General features: G+C 33.7%; 17 protein-coding genes. 4 read left to right on the forward strand and 13 right to left on the reverse strand.

The features are described from left to right. Window positions 1-33: 33 nt before the first annotated feature. From ACM55M_RS12780 to ACM55M_RS12840, 13 genes are all read right to left on the reverse strand, one after another. The gene (locus ACM55M_RS12780; protein ID WP_416858055.1) at window positions 34-345 is read right to left on the reverse strand and encodes a hypothetical protein; all 312 of its coding nucleotides are present in this window, start codon (window positions 343-345) and stop codon (window positions 34-36) included. Window positions 346-708: 363 nt separating this feature from the next. Next, window positions 709-2,187, reverse strand: coding sequence for an MFS transporter (locus ACM55M_RS12785; protein ID WP_416858056.1), 1,479 nt, complete (start codon window positions 2,185-2,187; stop codon window positions 709-711). Window positions 2,188-2,348: 161 nt separating this feature from the next. Next, window positions 2,349-3,008, reverse strand: a complete 660-nt coding sequence (locus tag ACM55M_RS12790; protein WP_416858057.1) for a response regulator — start codon at window positions 3,006-3,008, stop codon at window positions 2,349-2,351. Window positions 3,009-3,134: 126 nt separating this feature from the next. Then, window positions 3,135-4,946, reverse strand: coding sequence for a sensor histidine kinase (locus ACM55M_RS12795; protein WP_416858058.1), 1,812 nt, complete (start codon window positions 4,944-4,946; stop codon window positions 3,135-3,137). A gap of 12 nt (window positions 4,947-4,958) precedes the next feature. Next, window positions 4,959-5,546 carry a DUF4202 domain-containing protein gene (locus ACM55M_RS12800; RefSeq protein WP_416858059.1) on the reverse strand — a complete coding sequence of 196 codons (588 nt, stop codon included), beginning with the start codon at window positions 5,544-5,546 and terminating at the stop codon, window positions 4,959-4,961. Window positions 5,547-5,575: 29 nt separating this feature from the next. Beyond that, window positions 5,576-5,953, reverse strand: a complete 378-nt coding sequence (nirD, locus tag ACM55M_RS12805) for a nitrite reductase small subunit NirD (protein WP_416858060.1) — start codon at window positions 5,951-5,953, stop codon at window positions 5,576-5,578. Window positions 5,954-6,072: 119 nt separating this feature from the next. Then, window positions 6,073-8,580, reverse strand: coding sequence for a nitrite reductase large subunit NirB (gene nirB / locus ACM55M_RS12810; RefSeq protein WP_416858061.1), 2,508 nt, complete (start codon window positions 8,578-8,580; stop codon window positions 6,073-6,075). Between the two features lie 272 nt (window positions 8,581-8,852). After that, a complete protein-coding gene (gene arsB, locus ACM55M_RS12815) occupies window positions 8,853-9,896 on the reverse strand; it encodes an ACR3 family arsenite efflux transporter (RefSeq protein ID WP_416858062.1) in 1,044 nt (347 codons plus the stop codon). 2 nt (window positions 9,897-9,898) lie between these two features. After that, a complete protein-coding gene (locus ACM55M_RS12820; RefSeq protein ID WP_416858063.1) occupies window positions 9,899-10,531 on the reverse strand; it encodes an arsenate-mycothiol transferase ArsC in 633 nt (210 codons plus the stop codon). A gap of 17 nt (window positions 10,532-10,548) precedes the next feature. Further along, window positions 10,549-11,019, reverse strand: coding sequence for a DUF6428 family protein (locus ACM55M_RS12825; protein WP_416858064.1), 471 nt, complete (start codon window positions 11,017-11,019; stop codon window positions 10,549-10,551). Between the two features lie 103 nt (window positions 11,020-11,122). After that, on the reverse strand, window positions 11,123-11,455 hold the full coding sequence (locus tag ACM55M_RS12830) for an ArsR/SmtB family transcription factor (protein WP_143388120.1): 333 nt from the start codon (window positions 11,453-11,455) through the stop codon (window positions 11,123-11,125). Between the two features lie 464 nt (window positions 11,456-11,919). Further along, on the reverse strand, window positions 11,920-12,303 hold the full coding sequence (locus tag ACM55M_RS12835; RefSeq protein ID WP_416858065.1) for a hypothetical protein: 384 nt from the start codon (window positions 12,301-12,303) through the stop codon (window positions 11,920-11,922). A gap of 55 nt (window positions 12,304-12,358) precedes the next feature. After that, a complete protein-coding gene (locus ACM55M_RS12840) occupies window positions 12,359-12,619 on the reverse strand; it encodes a heavy-metal-associated domain-containing protein (protein WP_416858066.1) in 261 nt (86 codons plus the stop codon). A gap of 397 nt (window positions 12,620-13,016) precedes the next feature. Between ACM55M_RS12840 and ACM55M_RS12845 the strand changes: the two genes are divergently transcribed. The 4 genes from ACM55M_RS12845 (at window position 13,017) to ACM55M_RS12860 (ending at window position 18,026) form a co-directional block, all read left to right on the forward strand. After that, window positions 13,017-13,835, forward strand: a complete 819-nt coding sequence (locus ACM55M_RS12845) for a helix-turn-helix domain-containing protein (protein WP_416858067.1) — start codon at window positions 13,017-13,019, stop codon at window positions 13,833-13,835. Window positions 13,836-13,981: 146 nt separating this feature from the next. After that, window positions 13,982-15,349 carry a TolC family protein gene (locus ACM55M_RS12850; RefSeq protein WP_416858068.1) on the forward strand — a complete coding sequence of 456 codons (1,368 nt, stop codon included), beginning with the start codon at window positions 13,982-13,984 and terminating at the stop codon, window positions 15,347-15,349. A 36-nt stretch (window positions 15,350-15,385) separates the two neighbouring features. Then, the gene (locus ACM55M_RS12855; RefSeq protein ID WP_416858069.1) at window positions 15,386-16,438 is read left to right on the forward strand and encodes an HlyD family secretion protein; all 1,053 of its coding nucleotides are present in this window, start codon (window positions 15,386-15,388) and stop codon (window positions 16,436-16,438) included. Window positions 16,439-16,442: 4 nt separating this feature from the next. Continuing rightward, entirely contained in the window at window positions 16,443-18,026 is a 1,584-nt protein-coding gene (locus tag ACM55M_RS12860; protein WP_416858070.1) for an efflux MFS transporter permease, read from the forward strand. Window positions 18,027-18,123: the final 97 nt, after the last annotated feature.

Raw genomic sequence — 18,123 nt, forward strand, 5'->3', positions numbered from 1 at the left:
TCCTCAAAAATCGAAGACTTTGTCTGGGCCTAGCTATTTCATTTTTTCAATTATATTTCCATCAAGTCCTGCCACATCTAAATACATTTCGTTAAATTCTTCTGAGTCAACAAATGAAATTCCTCCAAATGGATTTAACTCAATACCATTCAATAAAACTTTAAAATTGTAATTGACACTATTAGCATTTCTATATTTATTAGTAAGTTTTTGAATGTCTTTTTTAAATTTTGTATAGTTTTCATTTGCAAAAAAATTACCACCGATTACGCCCATGCTTTCGTCAATATTTTTAAAATTAGCAAAACCAATTTCTTCATTATCTATAAATACGAATCCTTTCATAAGTTTTTCATAGTTTGATGTATAATATTTCTAAAATGATTTATAACCCATAAATAGTATCGCCTTTATAAATCTGAAGTATTTAGTTAATCTCAAATATACTGTTAAATCAAATAGTACAATATCTCAAATTACCATTAAAAAAATCAACCGCAAATTCACAGATTTCAAAGCTGTGAATTTGCGGTTGATTTTTTAGCTTCTACACAAGACGTAAAACCGTAATAGAAAGTGTTACGTCTGTGCATGAAGTAAAAACTTTCTAGAGGAATTGAAAGTTTTGCTATTCTTTTTTAAATGAAGTTTACTGGTTTTATTATTAACAATTTTTTTAACCTAATTAACCCATTCAAAAAAGTATTATTATTTACGTTCCATTTCTCTGGATAACGTAGGTTGTTTTTCGTTCATAATTTTAGTTACGGTAAGATGCATCCAAACTAAACAGATTGCTGAGAATAGCAGGATAAATACCCAAGAGCTTGACCAAATTCCGGTTGCAGTCAATAAATAACTGAAGATAATTGGTCCAAAGAAACCTCCAAGACCACCTATCATACCTACCATTCCACCTACAACACCAACTTCTGTCGGGAAATATTCAGGAATGTGTTTATAAACGGCTGCTTTCCCGATTCCCCAAGAAATACCAATCAGGATTACCAAAACTAAGTATACCCACATGTTAGCATCAAAATGGATTTGTGTTATTCCTTTTGCTAATAATTCTTTTTTCTTCACTTCTTGGTTTTGTTTTACCACTATTTCTTGCCAAGAGTTTTTGGTTGGGAAAATAGAATTTTCAACTGTTTTTTCTACTTTTTTATTGATTGGAAAATCTTTATCTCCTACTTTTACATTGGTATCAGAAATAGCGGTTATAGTTCCTTTTTTACCAGCCATAACACCTGGACCAGCAGTTGTAATATCCATTTTTGGGACCATCAATAAAGCACTTAATACAACAGAAGATCCTAATACCCAATACATCACTTTTCGAGCTCCGAATTTATCAGATAAATAACCACCAAAAGCGCGAATCACTCCAGAAGGTAAGCTGAACATGGTAGCAAATAACCCTCCCATGACAAGGCTAGTTTGGTATACGTTCATAAAGTTTGGCAACAACCATTGTGAATACGCAACGAAACATCCAAATACTAAGAAATAATAGGCTCCAAATCTCCAAACTCTCACACTCTTTAAGGATTGAAGCATTTGAGAAACTGTTTTGGTTTGGTTCTCTATTTTTTTGTTTTTTGCAAAAATCAAGAAGACAACACCAATAACTACCAATGCAACTCCATATATTATAGGTAATAATTTCCAACCATTTTGTGGGTCTTCTACTGAAAAATGATTCAATAGAGAAGGCGCAAGAAATGTAGTTATCGCAGCTCCAGCATTTCCCATTCCGAAAATCCCCAAGGCTCTACCTTGCCATTCTTTTGGGTACCAAATAGAAGTATACCCAATTCCAACGGCAAAACTCGTTCCTACCATACCAAACAAAAAGCTTAGAAGGGCAAACATGAAAAAACTATCAGCCAAAGGAAGAAGAAACAAAGGAATAGAGCAAAGGAGTAGTAATATGGAGAATACGTATTTTCCACCGAATTTATCAGTTAAAATACCGATTGGTAAACGCATAATAGAACCTGTAAGAATTGGAATTCCAAGAAGCCAGCCCACTTGGACAACACTCCATTTAAAAATTCCATTGTCTACTAAGAATGTAACTAAAACACCATTTAAAGTCCAACAAGCAAAACATACAGTAAATGCAAGTGTATTTAAAACCAAAATTTTATGGGATTGGGATAAAGAGTTTGAATTTTTCATAAAACTTATATTTTTTTTACAAATATAAGTACTAAAACTTAGTCAAAATCTGCGTTTTCGCAGCTTTAATAAAATAATTAAGTATTTATACTTAATTATTATTATTATTATTATACGTAGTCTTTAAGTTGTTGGAAAGATGCTTCTGCAAAAAAAAAAGATTACAATAAAGAATATTCAGTTGCTTTATTAGAAAGTTCCATAAGATTTTTTACTTTTAATTTTTTCATCAAATTAAAACGGTGAACCTCTGCCGTACGCTTACTGATGTCTAAAGCTTCGGCAATTTCTTTATTCCCTTTTCCAGATAGTAAAAGTTTAAGAATTTCTTTTTCTCTTTTGGTTATCATCAGTTCTTCGTCAAGTGCATGCTTTGTTTCCATTACTCCAGACGGATTACTAAGCTGACCAATTAATATAGAGGAGATGTCGCCACTAAAATATTTTCCACCATTAGCAATGGTGTGGACTGCTTTAAGAAATTCTTCTTTGCTGGAACCTTTAAGTAAGTATCCATCGGCTCCGGCTTTGATTGATTTTAATACGTACTCTTCTGATTCATGCATAGAAAGCATAACAATTTTTACCATATTGTTTTGATTCCTTAGTTTTTCTACTACTTCAATACCGGTCATATTGGGCATACGAATATCTAAAATCAGTAAGTCAGGTTTAACGGATTCTACCATTTTCAAGGCTTCCAGACCGTCCATAGCTTCGCCTGCAACTTCTATGTTGACTTCATTTTCTAATAATGATTTGATACCATCTCTTACAAATACATGATCATCTGCCAGTACAACTCGAATAGTATTACTCATAACTTACTTAATTTTGAAACTTGATTATTACGTATATTAACCTAAAAATAAAGGCTAAGATACGTATTCTAATGAAATTATTTTATTTGGATTGAAAAAAGAGTGAATTTTGTAAGTTTCCCAGGATTATATAGGAATATTGAAAGTAATACGAGTTCCTTCACCTGGAATCGAGTTGAAGAAAATCCTACCATTAATATATTGAATCCTTTCTTTCATGAAAAGCAATCCCATTCCGGACTCGCTGTCTCTTTTTTTCTCGACGGTAGTAATATCAAATCCTTTTCCGTTATCGTCAATTGTAATACTCAAAATAGAATTACTATGCGACAATTGTACAATTATATGCGAGGATTCGGCATATTTAAGAGCGTTATTAATAGCTTCCTGGGTCAGTCGGTAGATGTTAATTTCAATTAAAGAATCCAATCGTTTGTCAAAATGGGTCTTATTGTAAAAAAGAATATTCTTTCCTGTCAATTTTGATAATTCCTGAGTCAGTTTTGCAATAGAGGAAACAATGCCATGATCGCTCAATTCCGGAGGCATTAAGTTGAATGTGGCGGTGCGAACTCCTTTTATAATGTCAAGCGATAATTTTTTTAGGTATTCTATTTTTTGAGCAGCTTTTTCTTTATCATCCAGATTGATGCTTTCCAGACTAAATTTTAAACCGGTAAGCATTTGGCCAATTCCATCGTGAATTTCTCTGGCAATCCTGTTTTGTTCGTTTTCCTGATTTTCGACAATCTTACTCGAAATAATTTTTTGCTGATTGATTTTATCAGTTACATTTTCGGTATTCAATCGTTCAACTTCCTGTTCCGCTTTCTTACGCTCGGTAATATCAAAACAGATAATCAATAATTCAGACTCTTCTTTTTTTATGGTTACAGGAACCATTGATAAGTCGAGCCAGAGCGATTCTCCGTCTCTATTGGTAATGTTGAGTTCTCCTTGCCAACCACTTCGTTGTTTTTCGGCAAGAATCCTATCAATTACGATTTGCTCTTTTTCTATTGGAGTCAAAACCTGAGAAAAGGTCTTGTCCGAAATAAATGGGTTGTATTGAAGCAGTTTTGAAAATTTTTCGCCAATATGAATTACGGTGCCATCAGGGGCAACGCGGCAATAGAGCAACGTATTCTCCATGGCATAATTGAGTGATTTTAATTCTTTGACAGAATTTTCTTTTATTTCACTAATTATTTCGGTGTTATAAGCAAGTTTTAATGCCTTTTTTTCAGAAGATAAAAGTTTAGAAATAAGTTTTTCTACTTTTTGATTTGTAGGTTTAAAGATGAACAAGAATTCGAGTAATAAAACAAATAGCGTAAATACTAAAATTGCATATTCCGTTTTACTTTGGAGTGTCACTTTTTCTAGCGCCTCTTTGTCGTATTCATCAACAATTTGGTTCATTTTAGAAAGAAAAACTACTTGGTTTTCAAGAATGGCTTGTACTAATTTTTGATTTTCGGATTCCTTTGCGTTTAGTTTTTTATTTTCTAAAAAAAAGGTTGTAGCATTAACAATACTGTCAAAATTAGGTTTAATTGCCTTAAATAATACCGAAAGGGTTTTGCTTTTCTCTTTTGGAAAACCAAGACTGTCATTTCCTTTTTCTAAATTAAAATGGGTAGTTTTCCAAAGCGAAAGCGTTTCTTCTATGCTTGTGATTTCCTCATTTTTTTTTGCAGTATCTGTTACGAAATTTAAAATTAAAACCTCTTTCGTCAATTTCTGGCTCAGCATTCTTTGTTTTCCCGAAATATTGATTATTCGGGAATCACTCAGTTGGCTGTTAAGGTTGTATTGTATCAACAACTGGCTTAACAACACTGTAATGGCAATAGTTAATAAGGCGAAAAGATACAATCGCCTTAAGTTTTTAAATGAAATAGTATCGATAGATGATCCTTTGGCGCTTTTTGTCATAACGAAATCAGATTACAGTTCAAGAGACTCTTTGATCAATTCAAGATTCGCAGCACTGTAGTTGATTTTTAAGGCTTCCTGCTGTCCTTTTTCAGACATTTTAAGCCAAGTTTTCAGAATGATATTTTTCATTTTTTCCCTGTCGTGTTTGTGTACAAAAGGGTCTAGGTAGTATTCTAGAAAGACTAAGCAAATGACATCTTCTAAAAGTTGTGTTTCCTCGTCTTTTTTAAGTAATTTTTTTTCAATCAGAAAAGAAACTCTGTCGATAAATTCCTCACTGTACCCCGCTTTTTCTAAAATAACAGCGGTTGTTTTGGCGTGAAATTTTTTCAAATCTTCGCGCCATTTTAAATAACCCACACGATCCATAGGGTAGGATTCCCGTGCTATTTTCCATCGGCAAATGTGTTGTGCTTTAGAGGCTATTTGAACTGATTCTGAAGCATTTGGATGAAAATCCATCAGTCTTTTATACATTCGATTTGAATATAATAATTCCTTTGGATAGGTTATAGATTGGTATGTTTCGTGGTTTGGATCTTGAGCATTCTCTGCATCAATCCATGTACTTGCGTTCTGGAATGGTGTTGTTGTCATTTGAAATGTTTAAAATCAAAGATACATAATTATTCCAAAAAGCCAACGAATACTTCATCTTCTACAATTTTTACAGGGTAGGTAGCGATTTTTAAATCATCACCATTCAGATTCGAACCGTCTACAAGAGAAAATGTTTTCTTGTGCATCGGACAAGCTATTTTAGGAATATCGTCAGTAGAACCAATCATTCCTCTTGAAAGCACCATTTCCATTTTATGAGGACATAGGTTTTGACAGGCGTACCATTCGTTTCTGCGGTCAAATTTTATAATGGCAATCTGTTTGTTTTTGTATTTGATACAACCACCACCATTACTAGGGAAATCAGATGTTTTACCTGCCTTGAACCATATTTTTACATCGTTTAGAGAAACGGTTTGGTATTGATTTAGAATATTTTCCATTTGAATAATCTTTTAATTTTTCTTCACTTCAGCCCTCTCCAAAAGAGAGAGGGTTGAGAGTAGAAAGAGTTAATTAGTTGTATATAATGTAGTAGTTGTTTTTATTTAAAAACGGTTGATTACCAAGATTTTGGCATTTTTTGATCTCTTATTGGTACAAATTCAATATTGTCGTCTCTCTCGTCAGAATTGGTGAAATGTCTAAAACGTTTTTGCAATTCAGGATTTTCAATAACTTGAGTCCATTCACATTCGTATGAATCAACCAATCCTTGCATTTCTACATCCAATGCATTAGCAATTCCCAAGCTATCTTCGATTACTACTTGTTTCAAGTAATCTAGTCCACCTTCCAGTTTTTCTAGCCAAGTAGAAGTTCGTACTAATGGTCCTGCTGTACGGATATAAAACATCAAGAAACGATCTAAGTATTTCAAACAAGTTTCTTTGTCAACCTGTTCTGCAAATAAAACAGCGTGTTTTGGATTTGCTCCTCCATTACCACTGATGTATAGATTCCAGCCTCCGTCTACGGCAATAACTCCAAAATCTTTTCCTCTGGCTTCGGCGCATTCCCTTATACAACCAGAAACGCCACCTTTGATTTTGTGTGGTGAACGCAATCCTTTGTATCTGTTTTCTAATTCAATGGCAAAAGTGGTACTATCATCCATTCCATAACGACACCAAGTGTTCCCTACGCAGCTTTTTACGGTACGTAATGATTTACCATAAGCATGTCCACTTTCAAAACCGCTGTCGATAAGTATTTTCCAAATTTCAGGCAAATCATTTAATTCGGCTCCAAATAAGTCGATACGTTGTCCTCCTGTAATTTTGGTATATAGATTGTATTTTAGAGCTACTTGACCTAAAACGATTAGTTTCTCGGCTGAAATTTCCCCACCTGTAACTCTAGGCACAACAGAATACGTACCGTTGCGTTGAATATTAGCCAAGAATCTGTCATTTGAATCCTGTTCAACGACATGTTTGTTGGCAGTATCATTGTATATACTGGAGAATATAGAAGATAAAACCGGTTTACAAACCTCGCATCCGTCTCCTTTTCCTACAGTACCTAATACCTCATTGTGATTGGTAAATTTGTTGATTTTTACGATATCATATAGTTCTTGTCTGCTATAAGCAAAATGCTCGCAAACAACATCTTTTACTTCTTTTCCTAATGATTTTTGGGTTTCTTTTACTAAATCTACAACCATTGGTTTACATCCACCACAACCCGTTGTTGCTTTGGTCAATTTGACTACATCTGAAAGAGTTTCGCAAGTACCGTCTGTGATAGAACAGCAAATACTTCCTTTGGTAACATTTTCACAAGAACAAATTACGGCAGTGTCCGGCAAGTCCATTGCGCTTCCCATAGTAGAACTTTCTCCTCCTCTTGAACCCAAAATCAAATCTTCTGGATTTTTAGGCAATTTCATGGCGTTGCTGTAAATTTGGAACAATCCATTATAATCACTTGAGTCACCTACCAATATCCCTCCTAAAAGTGTTTTTCCGTCTTTGGTAACATTGATTCTTTTATAAATTCCACTGAATTTATTTTCGTAAACAATGGCGGTCACCTCCTCATTTTCTATAAACGGATCACCAAAACTCGCAACTTCAACACCAATTAATTTTAATTGTGTAGACATATCGATGGTTTCCCTCATCGTTTTTGCTCCTTTCATAATTTGTTCAGCGGCTACATCGGCCATTTCATATCCGGGAGCTACAAGACCATAAATCATATGATTGTAAAGTGCTACTTCTCCGATCGCATAGATGTAAGGATCAGAAGATTGCATTTTGTTGTTTACTACAATTCCTCCTCGTACGCCTACTTCAAGTCCGGAAACTCTTCCTAGTTCGTCACGTGGTTTAATCCCTGCAGAAATTACTAACATGTCTACTTTTAGGAGTTTTTCTCCTTCAAACATCATTCCTGTTATGGTATCTTCACCAGCAATATATTGTGTTGATTTGTTAAGGTGAATGCTAATGTTGAGTTCCTCAATTTTTGATTGCAACATATCACTCGCACCTTTATCAAGCTGTCTTGGCATCAATCGAGGAGCAAATTCCACTACATGTGGATTTAATCCTAAATCATATACCGCTTTAGCGGCTTCAAGTCCTAATAATCCACCGCCAAGGACGGCAGCTTCAGTAGCACCATTTTGCTTTATTTTCTTGGCGTAAGCCATGATTGCATCTAGATCTTCAATAGTTCTGTATACAAAAACTCCTTCTTTATCTACGCCTTCAATAGGTGGTACGAAAGCAGCTGAACCTGTAGCTAAAACTAAGTAGTCGTAGGCATGCGTTTTTTCTAAATGGGTATGTATGGTTTTTTGCTCTCTATTAATATCAGTGATTAATTCAGAGGTATTTAGGATTATGTTGTTTTCTTCATACCAATTTGATGTTGATAATGATAAGTCGTCAGCGCTTTTACCCGCAAAGTATTCACTCAAGTGAACTCTATCGTATGCGCGTCTTGGTTCCTCTCCAAATACGGTGATTTGATATTCTTCTTGTCCTGATTTTGCAATGAATTTTTCACAAAATTTGTAACCTACCATGCCGTTTCCGACTACTATTACTTTAATCATAATCTCATTAATTAAGTATTATTACGCAAATATAAGTATTAATACTTAATTCAGATACTTAATTATGTGTTTTTGAAATTAATTAGTAATTATTCAAAAAAGGGTGTTTTAAATAGGGTATTTATAATTAAAGTCCTGTTTTGTTAAAAAAAATATTCTGTATTTAGGGGGGTCATTTAATATTTGGATAAAAAAAACTCCCAAAAAAGTGTTTGGGAGCTTTGAGTTAATTTAAAACAGTGTACTTATATTTTAAAATTTTAATTTTAAAATTACTTAGATTGATAGTATTTTTTTCTTAACCAAAAAGCCACATTTACTAAAATTATCAAAGCCGGAACTTCTACTAATGGACCAATAACTCCAGCAAATGCCTGTCCGCTATTGATGCCGAAAACTCCAATGGAAACTGCAATTGCCAATTCAAAATTATTTCCCGATGCTGTGAATGAAAGTGCTACAGCATCTCTATAATTGGCTCCGATTTTTTTTGAAACAAAAAACATCAGGAAAAACATAATGGTGAAGAAAATCACAAGCGGAATGGCAATTCGAATTACATCCAGTGGTAGATCAACAATCATTTCGCCTTTTAAACTAAACATGACTACGATTGTAAAAAGCAAAGCAATCAACGTAATTGGAGAGACAAAAGGAATAAATTTTTGATTGAACCATTTGTCACCAATGTATTTCTTGATGGCATAGCGGCTAATTACTGCTAATACAAATGGAATTCCTAAATAAATCCCAACTGTCGTGGCAATTTGTGCAACCGTAATATTTAATTCCAATCCTTTTATTCCGAATAATGGTAACATGATTTCCAAATAGAAATAGGCATATAAACCAAAAAAGAACACTTGAAGTAAACTATTAATTCCAATTAATCCAGCGGTTAATTCTCTATTTCCCTCGGCTAATTCATTCCAAACAATTACCATCGCAATGCAAGGCGCAATTCCAATTATGATTAAACCGGTCATGTATTCCGGATGGTCTTTCAAAAAGAATGTTGCTAATAAAAACATTAAAAACGGACCGAAAATCCAAGTGATTAAAAAAGAAGCGGTCAGTAATTTTGGCTTTTCAAACATTAAAGAAATTTTTGAAAAATCAATTTTAGTCAATGGAGGATACATCATTACTATTAATCCAATTGCCAAAGGAACATTTGTCGTTCCGCTTGAAAAGGAATTGATAAAACCACTGCTTGACGGAATAAAGTAACCAATGGAAACTCCAATTATCATTGCCAGAAATATCCAAAGGGTAAGGTAACTATCGAGAAAGTTTAATCTTTTTTTAGAGGCCATTATTATGATTTTATTTGGGAGAATACATAGCACATTTCAGTTGCAATTTGTAAACTGCGTTCCTGATATTTTTTTGCTTGTTGTGGTGTATTGTCAAATGCTTTTGGATCTTCAAATGTGATTGGAATACGCTTTTCAGCACCAGCGATAAACGGGCAACCTCCATCTGCTTGGGAACAAGTCAATATTGCTGCAAACTCACTTTGGGGGTTAAAATCGTCATCATAAGTTTTTGAAAAACCAATAACGGGATGTTCATTGTCGGAATATTTTATGGCATAAATTGGATTATTCCCTGCTGCAATAGTTTTAATTTTAAAGCCTGATTGTTCTAGTGTTTTGGCAGCCATGGGAAATAAAGCCGTTGCTTCGGTACCTCCAGAATAACAAAATACATTTTTGATATTGAAATACGCCGCTGCTGTTTGTGCCCAAACTTGCGATAAATGGCTTCTTCTGGAATTGTGTGTGCAAATCAAATTCAGCCTAACTTCTTGTTGGTTAGTAACTTTTTGTTGAATAAAATCAATAAGTGGTTGCAAAATAATTTTGCGTTCTGCTGCGATGGTTTCAAAATCAAAAGCAGAGATTACCTTTTCGATTTCTGGAAATACGATGGTTTTTGTTAAAGTCATTTTATAGTTTTAAAAAATTAGCAACAGCCTCCTCCAGGAGTACAACAGCTTGATTGCGTTGGGATTTCAGATAATTTTACTTTTTGTTTTTCTGCAGGAATGCCACATTGATCTTGTGCTAAACAAGCTGTTTGTTTGTTTAAAAGAGTGAATGCTGTTCCGTTGAAACCAATGTCGTATTTACCAATGGTTTCTGTTTGAAATTCCATTTCTATTTCATAATCTTCAATACCTAATACTTTTTCTGAAAGTGCGATGATGTCCAAAAGTTTTTGTGGTTTTAGGCGGTGTTCGAAGTCATTGGCATCCCATAATTGGAAATTTACTACGGTTTCTTTTCTAACTTTTCCACCGCAATCAATAAAGTTTTTAGTGATTAAACCCACTTCGGTTACATGAAAATGTTCTGGAACATAGGTTCCGTTTGGCAATACAAAAGCAACGTTATCTAGTGTGCTCAATTGTTTTTTAATTTCTGATAATTTCATATGAATATAATATTTGTTTTTTAAAGGAATATGGTATCTCTATTCCTAAATTATATTGTTTTTTTTGAGTCATGGCGATTTCATGATTCTTGTAATTTAAAAATTAACAACATTGATTTTTCTTGTTTTCTAAATAGGTGTTGATGTGCTGAAAAAAGCCTTTTATTTTATTAAAACCTTCTTCGTTGAGGCAATAACAAATGGCATTTCCTTCAAAATTGCCTTTTATAAGTCCGGCATTTTTTAGTTCCTTCAAGTGTTGGGAAACAGTGGGTTGTGCCAAAGGGAGTTCATTTACGATATCACCGCATACACAACTGTTTACTTTTATGAGATGCTCTATTATAGCAATTCGGGCAGGATGACCTATGGCTTTCGCCAATGTTGCCAATTCGTTTTGCTCGTCTGTGAAATGTTCTGATTTAGTAATTCCCATCGTTATATATTTATATTGCAATATTACGATATAGATATATATAAACCAAATCTAAAATACTAATTTTTGTTTAAATTTTTAATTGGCTATTGCCAATAGTAGTACAAGCATTTTGAAGTTGGTGCTTGTTAAGGAAATGGTTTCCAGATAAAATTTAAAAATTTATTGGATAATAAAAACCTCTGAAGAAACTATGATCTGGACACATATATAAATAGAACACAGATAACATGGATTGAACAAATTAACACTTATTTAAATTTGTTCTTTTCTATTTTAATTAAAAAAGTCATGTCCCGAAATGTCATAATTATATTGGATTCTTCATGTTATAATCAAAAAAATCTGTGGCAATAAGTCTAAAATCTGTCAAATCTGTATTCTATTCTACTGTATGAAAATTGGTGTCCAGACGTATCTGAAGAAATGGTTTCTAGTCTTTTTTTGAAAAATACGCTTCTAATTCACATCCATTTCGATAGAAAATCAATCAATTCTTCTCTCAATTCTTTAAATATTTTTTCAAAAACAGCGATACTTTCTCTATGCTTTTTATGGTCTGAAAATTTTTCATGATCAATACTATTAGGATTTCCAAGTGCTGCTGCTTCCAGATACAATTCATGACTTTTAATATCATGGCTTAAGATGTCAATCTGTTCCTTTTGAATGACTAGCAGATTATTAAAATGATCGGCTAAGGAGCGTACCTCATTAGAAGTGTTTTTTTTTGCCACTTCCAAAATTCGGTTATCCATAATTTTAAGTTCATCCTTATAAAAGGAAAGTTTGTTTAACCACGTTTTGTGTTCTTCGTGTAGTTGATAAATTGTTTTTTTAGTTTCCATTTTTTTGTCTTTTTAAATAGTTTTAGATTAATTGAATCTGCGTTATTTCAAAATATTAAAGCTCAAATAAATCTTTTGGAATAGCATGAAATCCCACTGATTTTACTTTGTTTTCAATATCGTTGATCAATACCATTTTGGAAGTATGAACCGTGAATTCTCGTGGAAATATTTCAGCATTCAACAGCACATCTTTTATTCCGTCTAATTTAAATAAGCTGGCTTTAATTTCGATTAAATCCACTTCTTCTATAGCATTTGTTCCAAAAATTTGACCATGATTTCCTGGAATTATATTGTCTTTTAGTGCGCTCATGTTTTTATTTTTTTTAAATTAGGAATCTAGTTTGGATGTATTTAAATAAATATTTAAATTGCTTAAAGTTAGTGATTTATGTTTTATTAATGTAAAAAATGGAATAGAAAAATATCACTTTTTGGATTTTAGAATGAATGTTTGTTTACAGCACATTTTAGTAAAACCACTGGTTCTAATAGTTATTTTATCTTTGAAAAATAAAGTGGCATCTTGTCCAGAAATAACTTTGTCTTTGTAACTTTGAAATCTAATGCTGTCCAACTGCACAATTGGTTTTTTGGTGAAAAATAACCAAAATCAATTAGTAGAATAAGACTTAGAGACTATTTAATTTTAGTGTATTAAGAATTGGATAAATATCGTAATAAGTCATAAAAATAGTCATTTCAGTCACATGGGTTTATCTGAAACTTTAGAAGAGAAATATTATATAAAAAAGGTTGATACGGATAAAAAAAGTATTTATTGCCATCATGATTTAATGGGCGAATTATTTATTCCAACCCACAAACATGAAAAAGCACAAATGCTATATTCAGAAGGAGGTATTGTTTATGTTACCACTGAAACCAAAACTTATTTTCTTCCTGCTCGCCATTTTATCTGGATTCCAGGCGGAATAAAACATAGTATTCATGCCAATTCGGATCATGTTATAATGCGAAATTTGTATTTTCCAATAGATTCGAATGAAGATTCTTTTTATGAAAAAGAAGGGATTTATCCCATTAATGATTTATTGCTGGAAATGATGCGTTTCACAAACCGATGGAACGGAAACCTGGAAAAAGGAACCAGAAATTTTAATATTGCCAATGCCATAAAAGCTATTTTACCGGAAATCTGTCTGACTAATTTACCATTATCTGTGCCTTTACCAAAGGATATTCGTCTGAATAAGATTATTAGCTATTTAGACAAAAACTTGGAAGAAACTATTTTGTTCTCTGATTTGGCCAATCGATTTGGTTTTAGTGAGCGCTCTTTGTATCGTTTATTCCAAAAAGATTTAGGCATGTCATTCATTCAATATTTCACCATTCGAAGAATTTTAAAAGCAATAGAATTGTTACTCGAAAAAAAACGCTCTGTTAATGAAGTTGCGCAAGCTGTGGGCTATAATAGCGTTCCAACTTTTAGCAATACATTTTTCAAGATTTTAGGACAACGCCCTTCTGATTATTTAAAAGGCGTTGAAATATTAAAAAAGTAATTTTTTTTGTAACACTTATTTTCTGCAATCGTTGTAGTATTTTTATTGTTTTATATTTGTCCGAAATGAATAAATAGTTGGCTTTAGTTGATTTTATAGCATAAATTAAATTAGGGAACTTTGCACCCTATTCCTTTATCAAAATTATGTTTCTTAAAAAATGGGTTCATTTGAACCAATCGAAAATTAATTTTTCAAAAAATGCCGTGTTATTATTCCTCTTCTTTCAGGGGATAACATCAGTACAAGCACAACAAGCTACCGCTATTTCTTTAAATGATGCTTTAAAAATCGCTAAAGAAAATAATAAGACGATTCAGAAATCTCATATCGAACAGCGCATTTCAGAAAAAGAAATTGCCGAGGCAAAAAATCTTCGTTTGCCGGAAGTTAATTTTAATGCGATGTATTCCCGATTATCAGATTTGACGGAATACGAAGGCGGTTTTTTCTCAGACAAACATACCTATACTCCAGAACCTGGGACCGTAATATATGATGCGGTTACAAAATTTGAGATGCCACTTTATGCAGGTAATAGAATCAATAATGCGATTAAAAAATCAAAAGAGGAAAATGAAATCGCTAAAATCAAGGTAGAGAAGACGCAGAATGACATTCAATTACAGGTGACAACTACTTTTTTGGGTATTTATAAAATGATGGAACTCCAGAAAATCATTGGCGAAAGCATTAAAGAAGAACAGGAACGATTAAAGGAAGTGAAAGCTTTTAAAACTTTTGGAACCGTAACTAAAAATGAAGTGTTGCGTTCTGAACTGCAACTTTCGGATCGAGAACTAAACTCATTGACCAATAAAAAAAACATCAGGATTGCGCTTCAAGAGTTAAAAACGATGCTACAGTTGCCCGAAGAAGCTGAAATTGCTATTGATACAACTGGATTACTCGATATTGCACCGTTGAAAGACTATGATTTCTATTTTAAAGAGACGCTTGAAAATGAAGAAATGCGTATCGCAAATAGGGAAGTGGACATTAAAAAAACAGCGTTAAAAATAGTCAAAGGAAGTTATTATCCTAAAGTTAGTTTCTTTGGGAATTATAATCTTAAATATCCGGACTACATGTTGTTTACGCTGAATCGTCCGTATCTCTATACCGTAGGACAAATAGGTGTGGAGACTAGTTATAATTTATCGGGTTTGTATAAAAATAAAGCTAAAGTTCAGGTTGCCAATTTAAAAGTGGAATTGCAAAAAAATGAATTGGAGCTAGTGAAAAATGAGATGGTTGATAAAGTATTTAGAAATCATACCCAATATCAGGAAATACAGGACAAGTTACCCGTTACGGACAAAGCATTGGATTTAGCCAATGAAAATTATCGGATTGTGAAAGTAAAATACCTCAATCAACTGGTTTTGATTACTGAAATGGTCGATGCAGATAATGCGTTGCTTCAGGCAAAATTCAACAAAGTTTCCACTAGAATTGATGCGGTTATGAAACATTATGAATTGCTTCATACGGCAGGATTGCTCAACAAATAATAATTTAGGTTTAATATAATTTAGTTTCCAATTTATATGGTAAAAGTTCATAATTCGTCAAGAGGCCATAGATCATTTCATAGATTAATTACCGTGATTGCCAGTATGCTGGTTCTCGGAGGAATTGTTTTAGGGATTTGGTTTTATATTTTTAATAAAAATCACGAAGAAACCAATGATGCTCAAGTGGATCAATATGTAACGCCAATTATGGCGCGGATTACGGGTTATGTTACCGAAGTGCGCTATGATGAAAATCAGTTTGTTCACCAAGGCGATACGTTGTTGGTAATTGACAATAGGGAATACAAAGCGCATTTAGACATGGCACTGGCCGATGTTGAAAACGCAAAGAGCAACAGCATTGTGATAGCAAAAAATGTCGCAACAACTTCTAATGTGACTTCGGTCAGACAAGCTCAGTTACAAGCTGCAAAAACGGAAGTTTGGAAAACAAAACTGGAGTACAATCGCTATAAAGGATTAGTAAGCCAAGAAGCGGCTACTGAACAACAGCTGGAAAAAGTAAAAGCGGATTACGAATTGGCACAAGCACATTATCAGGAAATAGTAAACACGATTCAATCGGCGGTATTGAACACCTCAGAAGCTTCGGCTAAAATTCCTACGGCTCAGACGGTAATTCAGTCCAAACAAGCGGTTGCTGACAATGCTACTTTGTTTCTTTCCTATACTGTAATTACCGCTCCTTATGATGGCTGGGTTGGTAAAAAAATGATGCAACCGGGACAAATGATAAAAGAAGGACAAACCTTAGTTTCTATCGTTAGCAAGGAAAAGTGGGTTACGGCTAATTTTAAAGAAACGCAGCTGCAATATTTATCCATTGGTCAGGAAGTAGCCCTGAAAGCAGATGCGATAAGCGGGAGAGAATTTATGGGAAGCATTGAATCTTTATCGCCAGCCAGTGGTGCGCGTTTTTCATTAATGCCTCCTGATAATGCAACAGGCAACTTTATAAAAATAGAACAAAGAATCCCGGTTAGAATAAAATTAAAAGAAAGTGATGCGCAAACGGACTTTCTCAGAGCCGGTATGAATGTTACCGTTATAGCCGAACACAAATAATCAGATGTCAGAAGTAAGTGTTTTTAAATCTTGGGTTCCCAATTGGGCTATTATTGCCATTATTTTTTTCTGCATGCTGCATTCCATGGTTTTATTGGGAGTATATACTTCTAATGTAACTTATGCAGCGAGTTTTTTGGACGTAGAAATCGAAGATTTACAATTTTCGATGTGTGTTACATATGGGACTTTTTTAGCTACCATTCTCATCGAAAGTCGGTTTTTTAAGTTTTTCCCAACCAAGAACTATTTTCTGGTTATTTATAGTTTAGCTGCTTTAACATTTATACTGACGGCGTATACACAAAATTTTTCTTTGTTTATCATGTTAAGAATGGCCGAAGGAATTCTGATGGCATTGCCAGTTTTACCTTTACGACAATTTTTGATAGCACGGTTTAAGTCTAAAAATGCCGTGATTATTGCGTTTACGCTCAATTATGGAGCTTTGATGCTGGCTTCCCCTTTCATAATGAATATTGCGGTGTGGTTGCTTGAGAATTACGATTGGAAATATATGGCGTATGGTTCGGCTTTTTTCCAAATTGTGTGCGTAGCTTTGGTCATGATTACCTTTAATAACAATCGCTTTCATAAAAAAATTCCGTTGTATCAAATTGATTGGGCCAGTTTTGTTCTTGTGCTTACCGCGATTTTATGTGGCAGTTATTTTGTGGTTTATGGCCAAAAAAAATATTGGTTTGAATCTCCCCAAATTGTTGCAGCGCTCATTGTTGCCTTACTAACAGGAGGTTTTTTTATAGTCAGACAAATGCTGGTGAAGAGACCAACTTTTGATATGCGAGTATTTCGGTATGCGAATTTACGAACCGGATTGTTATTGTCTGTGGTTTTTTATATTGCCAGAGCAACGTTAAATATTTGTCACAGTACGATGGCTGTTATTTGGAATTGGGAACCTTCAAGAGTGGCGCATGTGCAGTATTTGAATTTGACAGGAAATGTGATTGGAATGATTTTGACAGGGGTGTTTTTGGCTAAATCAGTTGCTTCGCGCTATATTTTTATAATCGGATTTTCACTTTTAGCGCTATTTCATTTCTGGTTTACGTTCCTTTTTGTGCCGGATGCTTCCTTGTCGGATATTGTGATTCCTTATATGTTGCAGGGTATGGCTGTTGGAATAATATTTGTTCCGCTAGTCTTGTTCACGGTATCTGCCGTTCCTACGCATTATGCTCCGTTTGCGGGTGTTGTTGGAGTTGCAGGGCGTTTTTGGGGAAGTATAATGGGTTTTGCTATGATTCAAAATGCAGGATTGTTTTTGCAAAGTACCCATTTTACAAAATTCAGACAGTTTGTTCTTCCCGAAAGTGCAGAAACCCAAATGCGGGTCGGGCAACTCACCAAAAGTTTTATGGCTAAAGGCTATACGATGGATGATTCCAATACATTAGCGATGAAACAAATTATCAGTTCTGTTTCAAAACAATCGGTTTTATTGTCCAATATGGAAATCTTTACCGCTATTGGTTATCTAATGGGTATTGTAGTTGTTTTTCTATTGCTTAATCAGCATTTAAGACAAACAGTTGACATTTTCAAAAATAGAATTTGGGGTAATTAAAAAGGTTTACTATAAGTTTAGTGAAAGCGTTTAAAAACAAAATACCCTATTCTAAATTAAGTTTAAGAATAGGATATTTTACTTTTGAAACAATTGA

Origin of the sequence: Flavobacterium galactosi (assembly GCF_048158585.1) — a bacterium.
Taxonomy (GTDB): domain Bacteria; phylum Bacteroidota; class Bacteroidia; order Flavobacteriales; family Flavobacteriaceae; genus Flavobacterium; species Flavobacterium galactosi.

Bases quoted from the DNA above. Each gene is read 5' to 3' on its own strand.
- ACM55M_RS12780 (WP_416858055.1), bottom strand. From the start codon at position 345: ATGAAAGGATTCGTATTTATAGATAATGAAGAAATTGGTTTTGCTAAT.
- ACM55M_RS12795 (WP_416858058.1), bottom strand. From the start codon at position 4,946: ATGACAAAAAGCGCCAAAGGATCATCTATCGATACTATTTCATTTAAA.
- arsB (WP_416858062.1), bottom strand. From the start codon at position 9,896: ATGGCCTCTAAAAAAAGATTAAACTTTCTCGATAGTTACCTTACCCTT.
- nirB (WP_416858061.1), bottom strand. From the start codon at position 8,580: ATGATTAAAGTAATAGTAGTCGGAAACGGCATGGTAGGTTACAAATTT.
- ACM55M_RS12800 (WP_416858059.1), bottom strand. From the start codon at position 5,546: ATGACAACAACACCATTCCAGAACGCAAGTACATGGATTGATGCAGAG.
- ACM55M_RS12855 (WP_416858069.1), top strand. From the start codon at position 15,386: ATGGTAAAAGTTCATAATTCGTCAAGAGGCCATAGATCATTTCATAGA.
- ACM55M_RS12825 (WP_416858064.1), bottom strand. From the start codon at position 11,019: ATGAAATTATCAGAAATTAAAAAACAATTGAGCACACTAGATAACGTT.
- ACM55M_RS12835 (WP_416858065.1), bottom strand. From the start codon at position 12,303: ATGGAAACTAAAAAAACAATTTATCAACTACACGAAGAACACAAAACG.
- ACM55M_RS12820 (WP_416858063.1), bottom strand. From the start codon at position 10,531: ATGACTTTAACAAAAACCATCGTATTTCCAGAAATCGAAAAGGTAATC.
- ACM55M_RS12840 (WP_416858066.1), bottom strand. From the start codon at position 12,619: ATGAGCGCACTAAAAGACAATATAATTCCAGGAAATCATGGTCAAATT.
- ACM55M_RS12850 (WP_416858068.1), top strand. From the start codon at position 13,982: ATGTTTCTTAAAAAATGGGTTCATTTGAACCAATCGAAAATTAATTTT.
- ACM55M_RS12785 (WP_416858056.1), bottom strand. From the start codon at position 2,187: ATGAAAAATTCAAACTCTTTATCCCAATCCCATAAAATTTTGGTTTTA.
- ACM55M_RS12860 (WP_416858070.1), top strand. From the start codon at position 16,443: ATGTCAGAAGTAAGTGTTTTTAAATCTTGGGTTCCCAATTGGGCTATT.
- nirD (WP_416858060.1), bottom strand. From the start codon at position 5,953: ATGGAAAATATTCTAAATCAATACCAAACCGTTTCTCTAAACGATGTA.
- ACM55M_RS12790 (WP_416858057.1), bottom strand. From the start codon at position 3,008: ATGAGTAATACTATTCGAGTTGTACTGGCAGATGATCATGTATTTGTA.
- ACM55M_RS12830 (WP_143388120.1), bottom strand. From the start codon at position 11,455: ATGGGAATTACTAAATCAGAACATTTCACAGACGAGCAAAACGAATTG.
- ACM55M_RS12845 (WP_416858067.1), top strand. From the start codon at position 13,017: ATGGGTTTATCTGAAACTTTAGAAGAGAAATATTATATAAAAAAGGTT.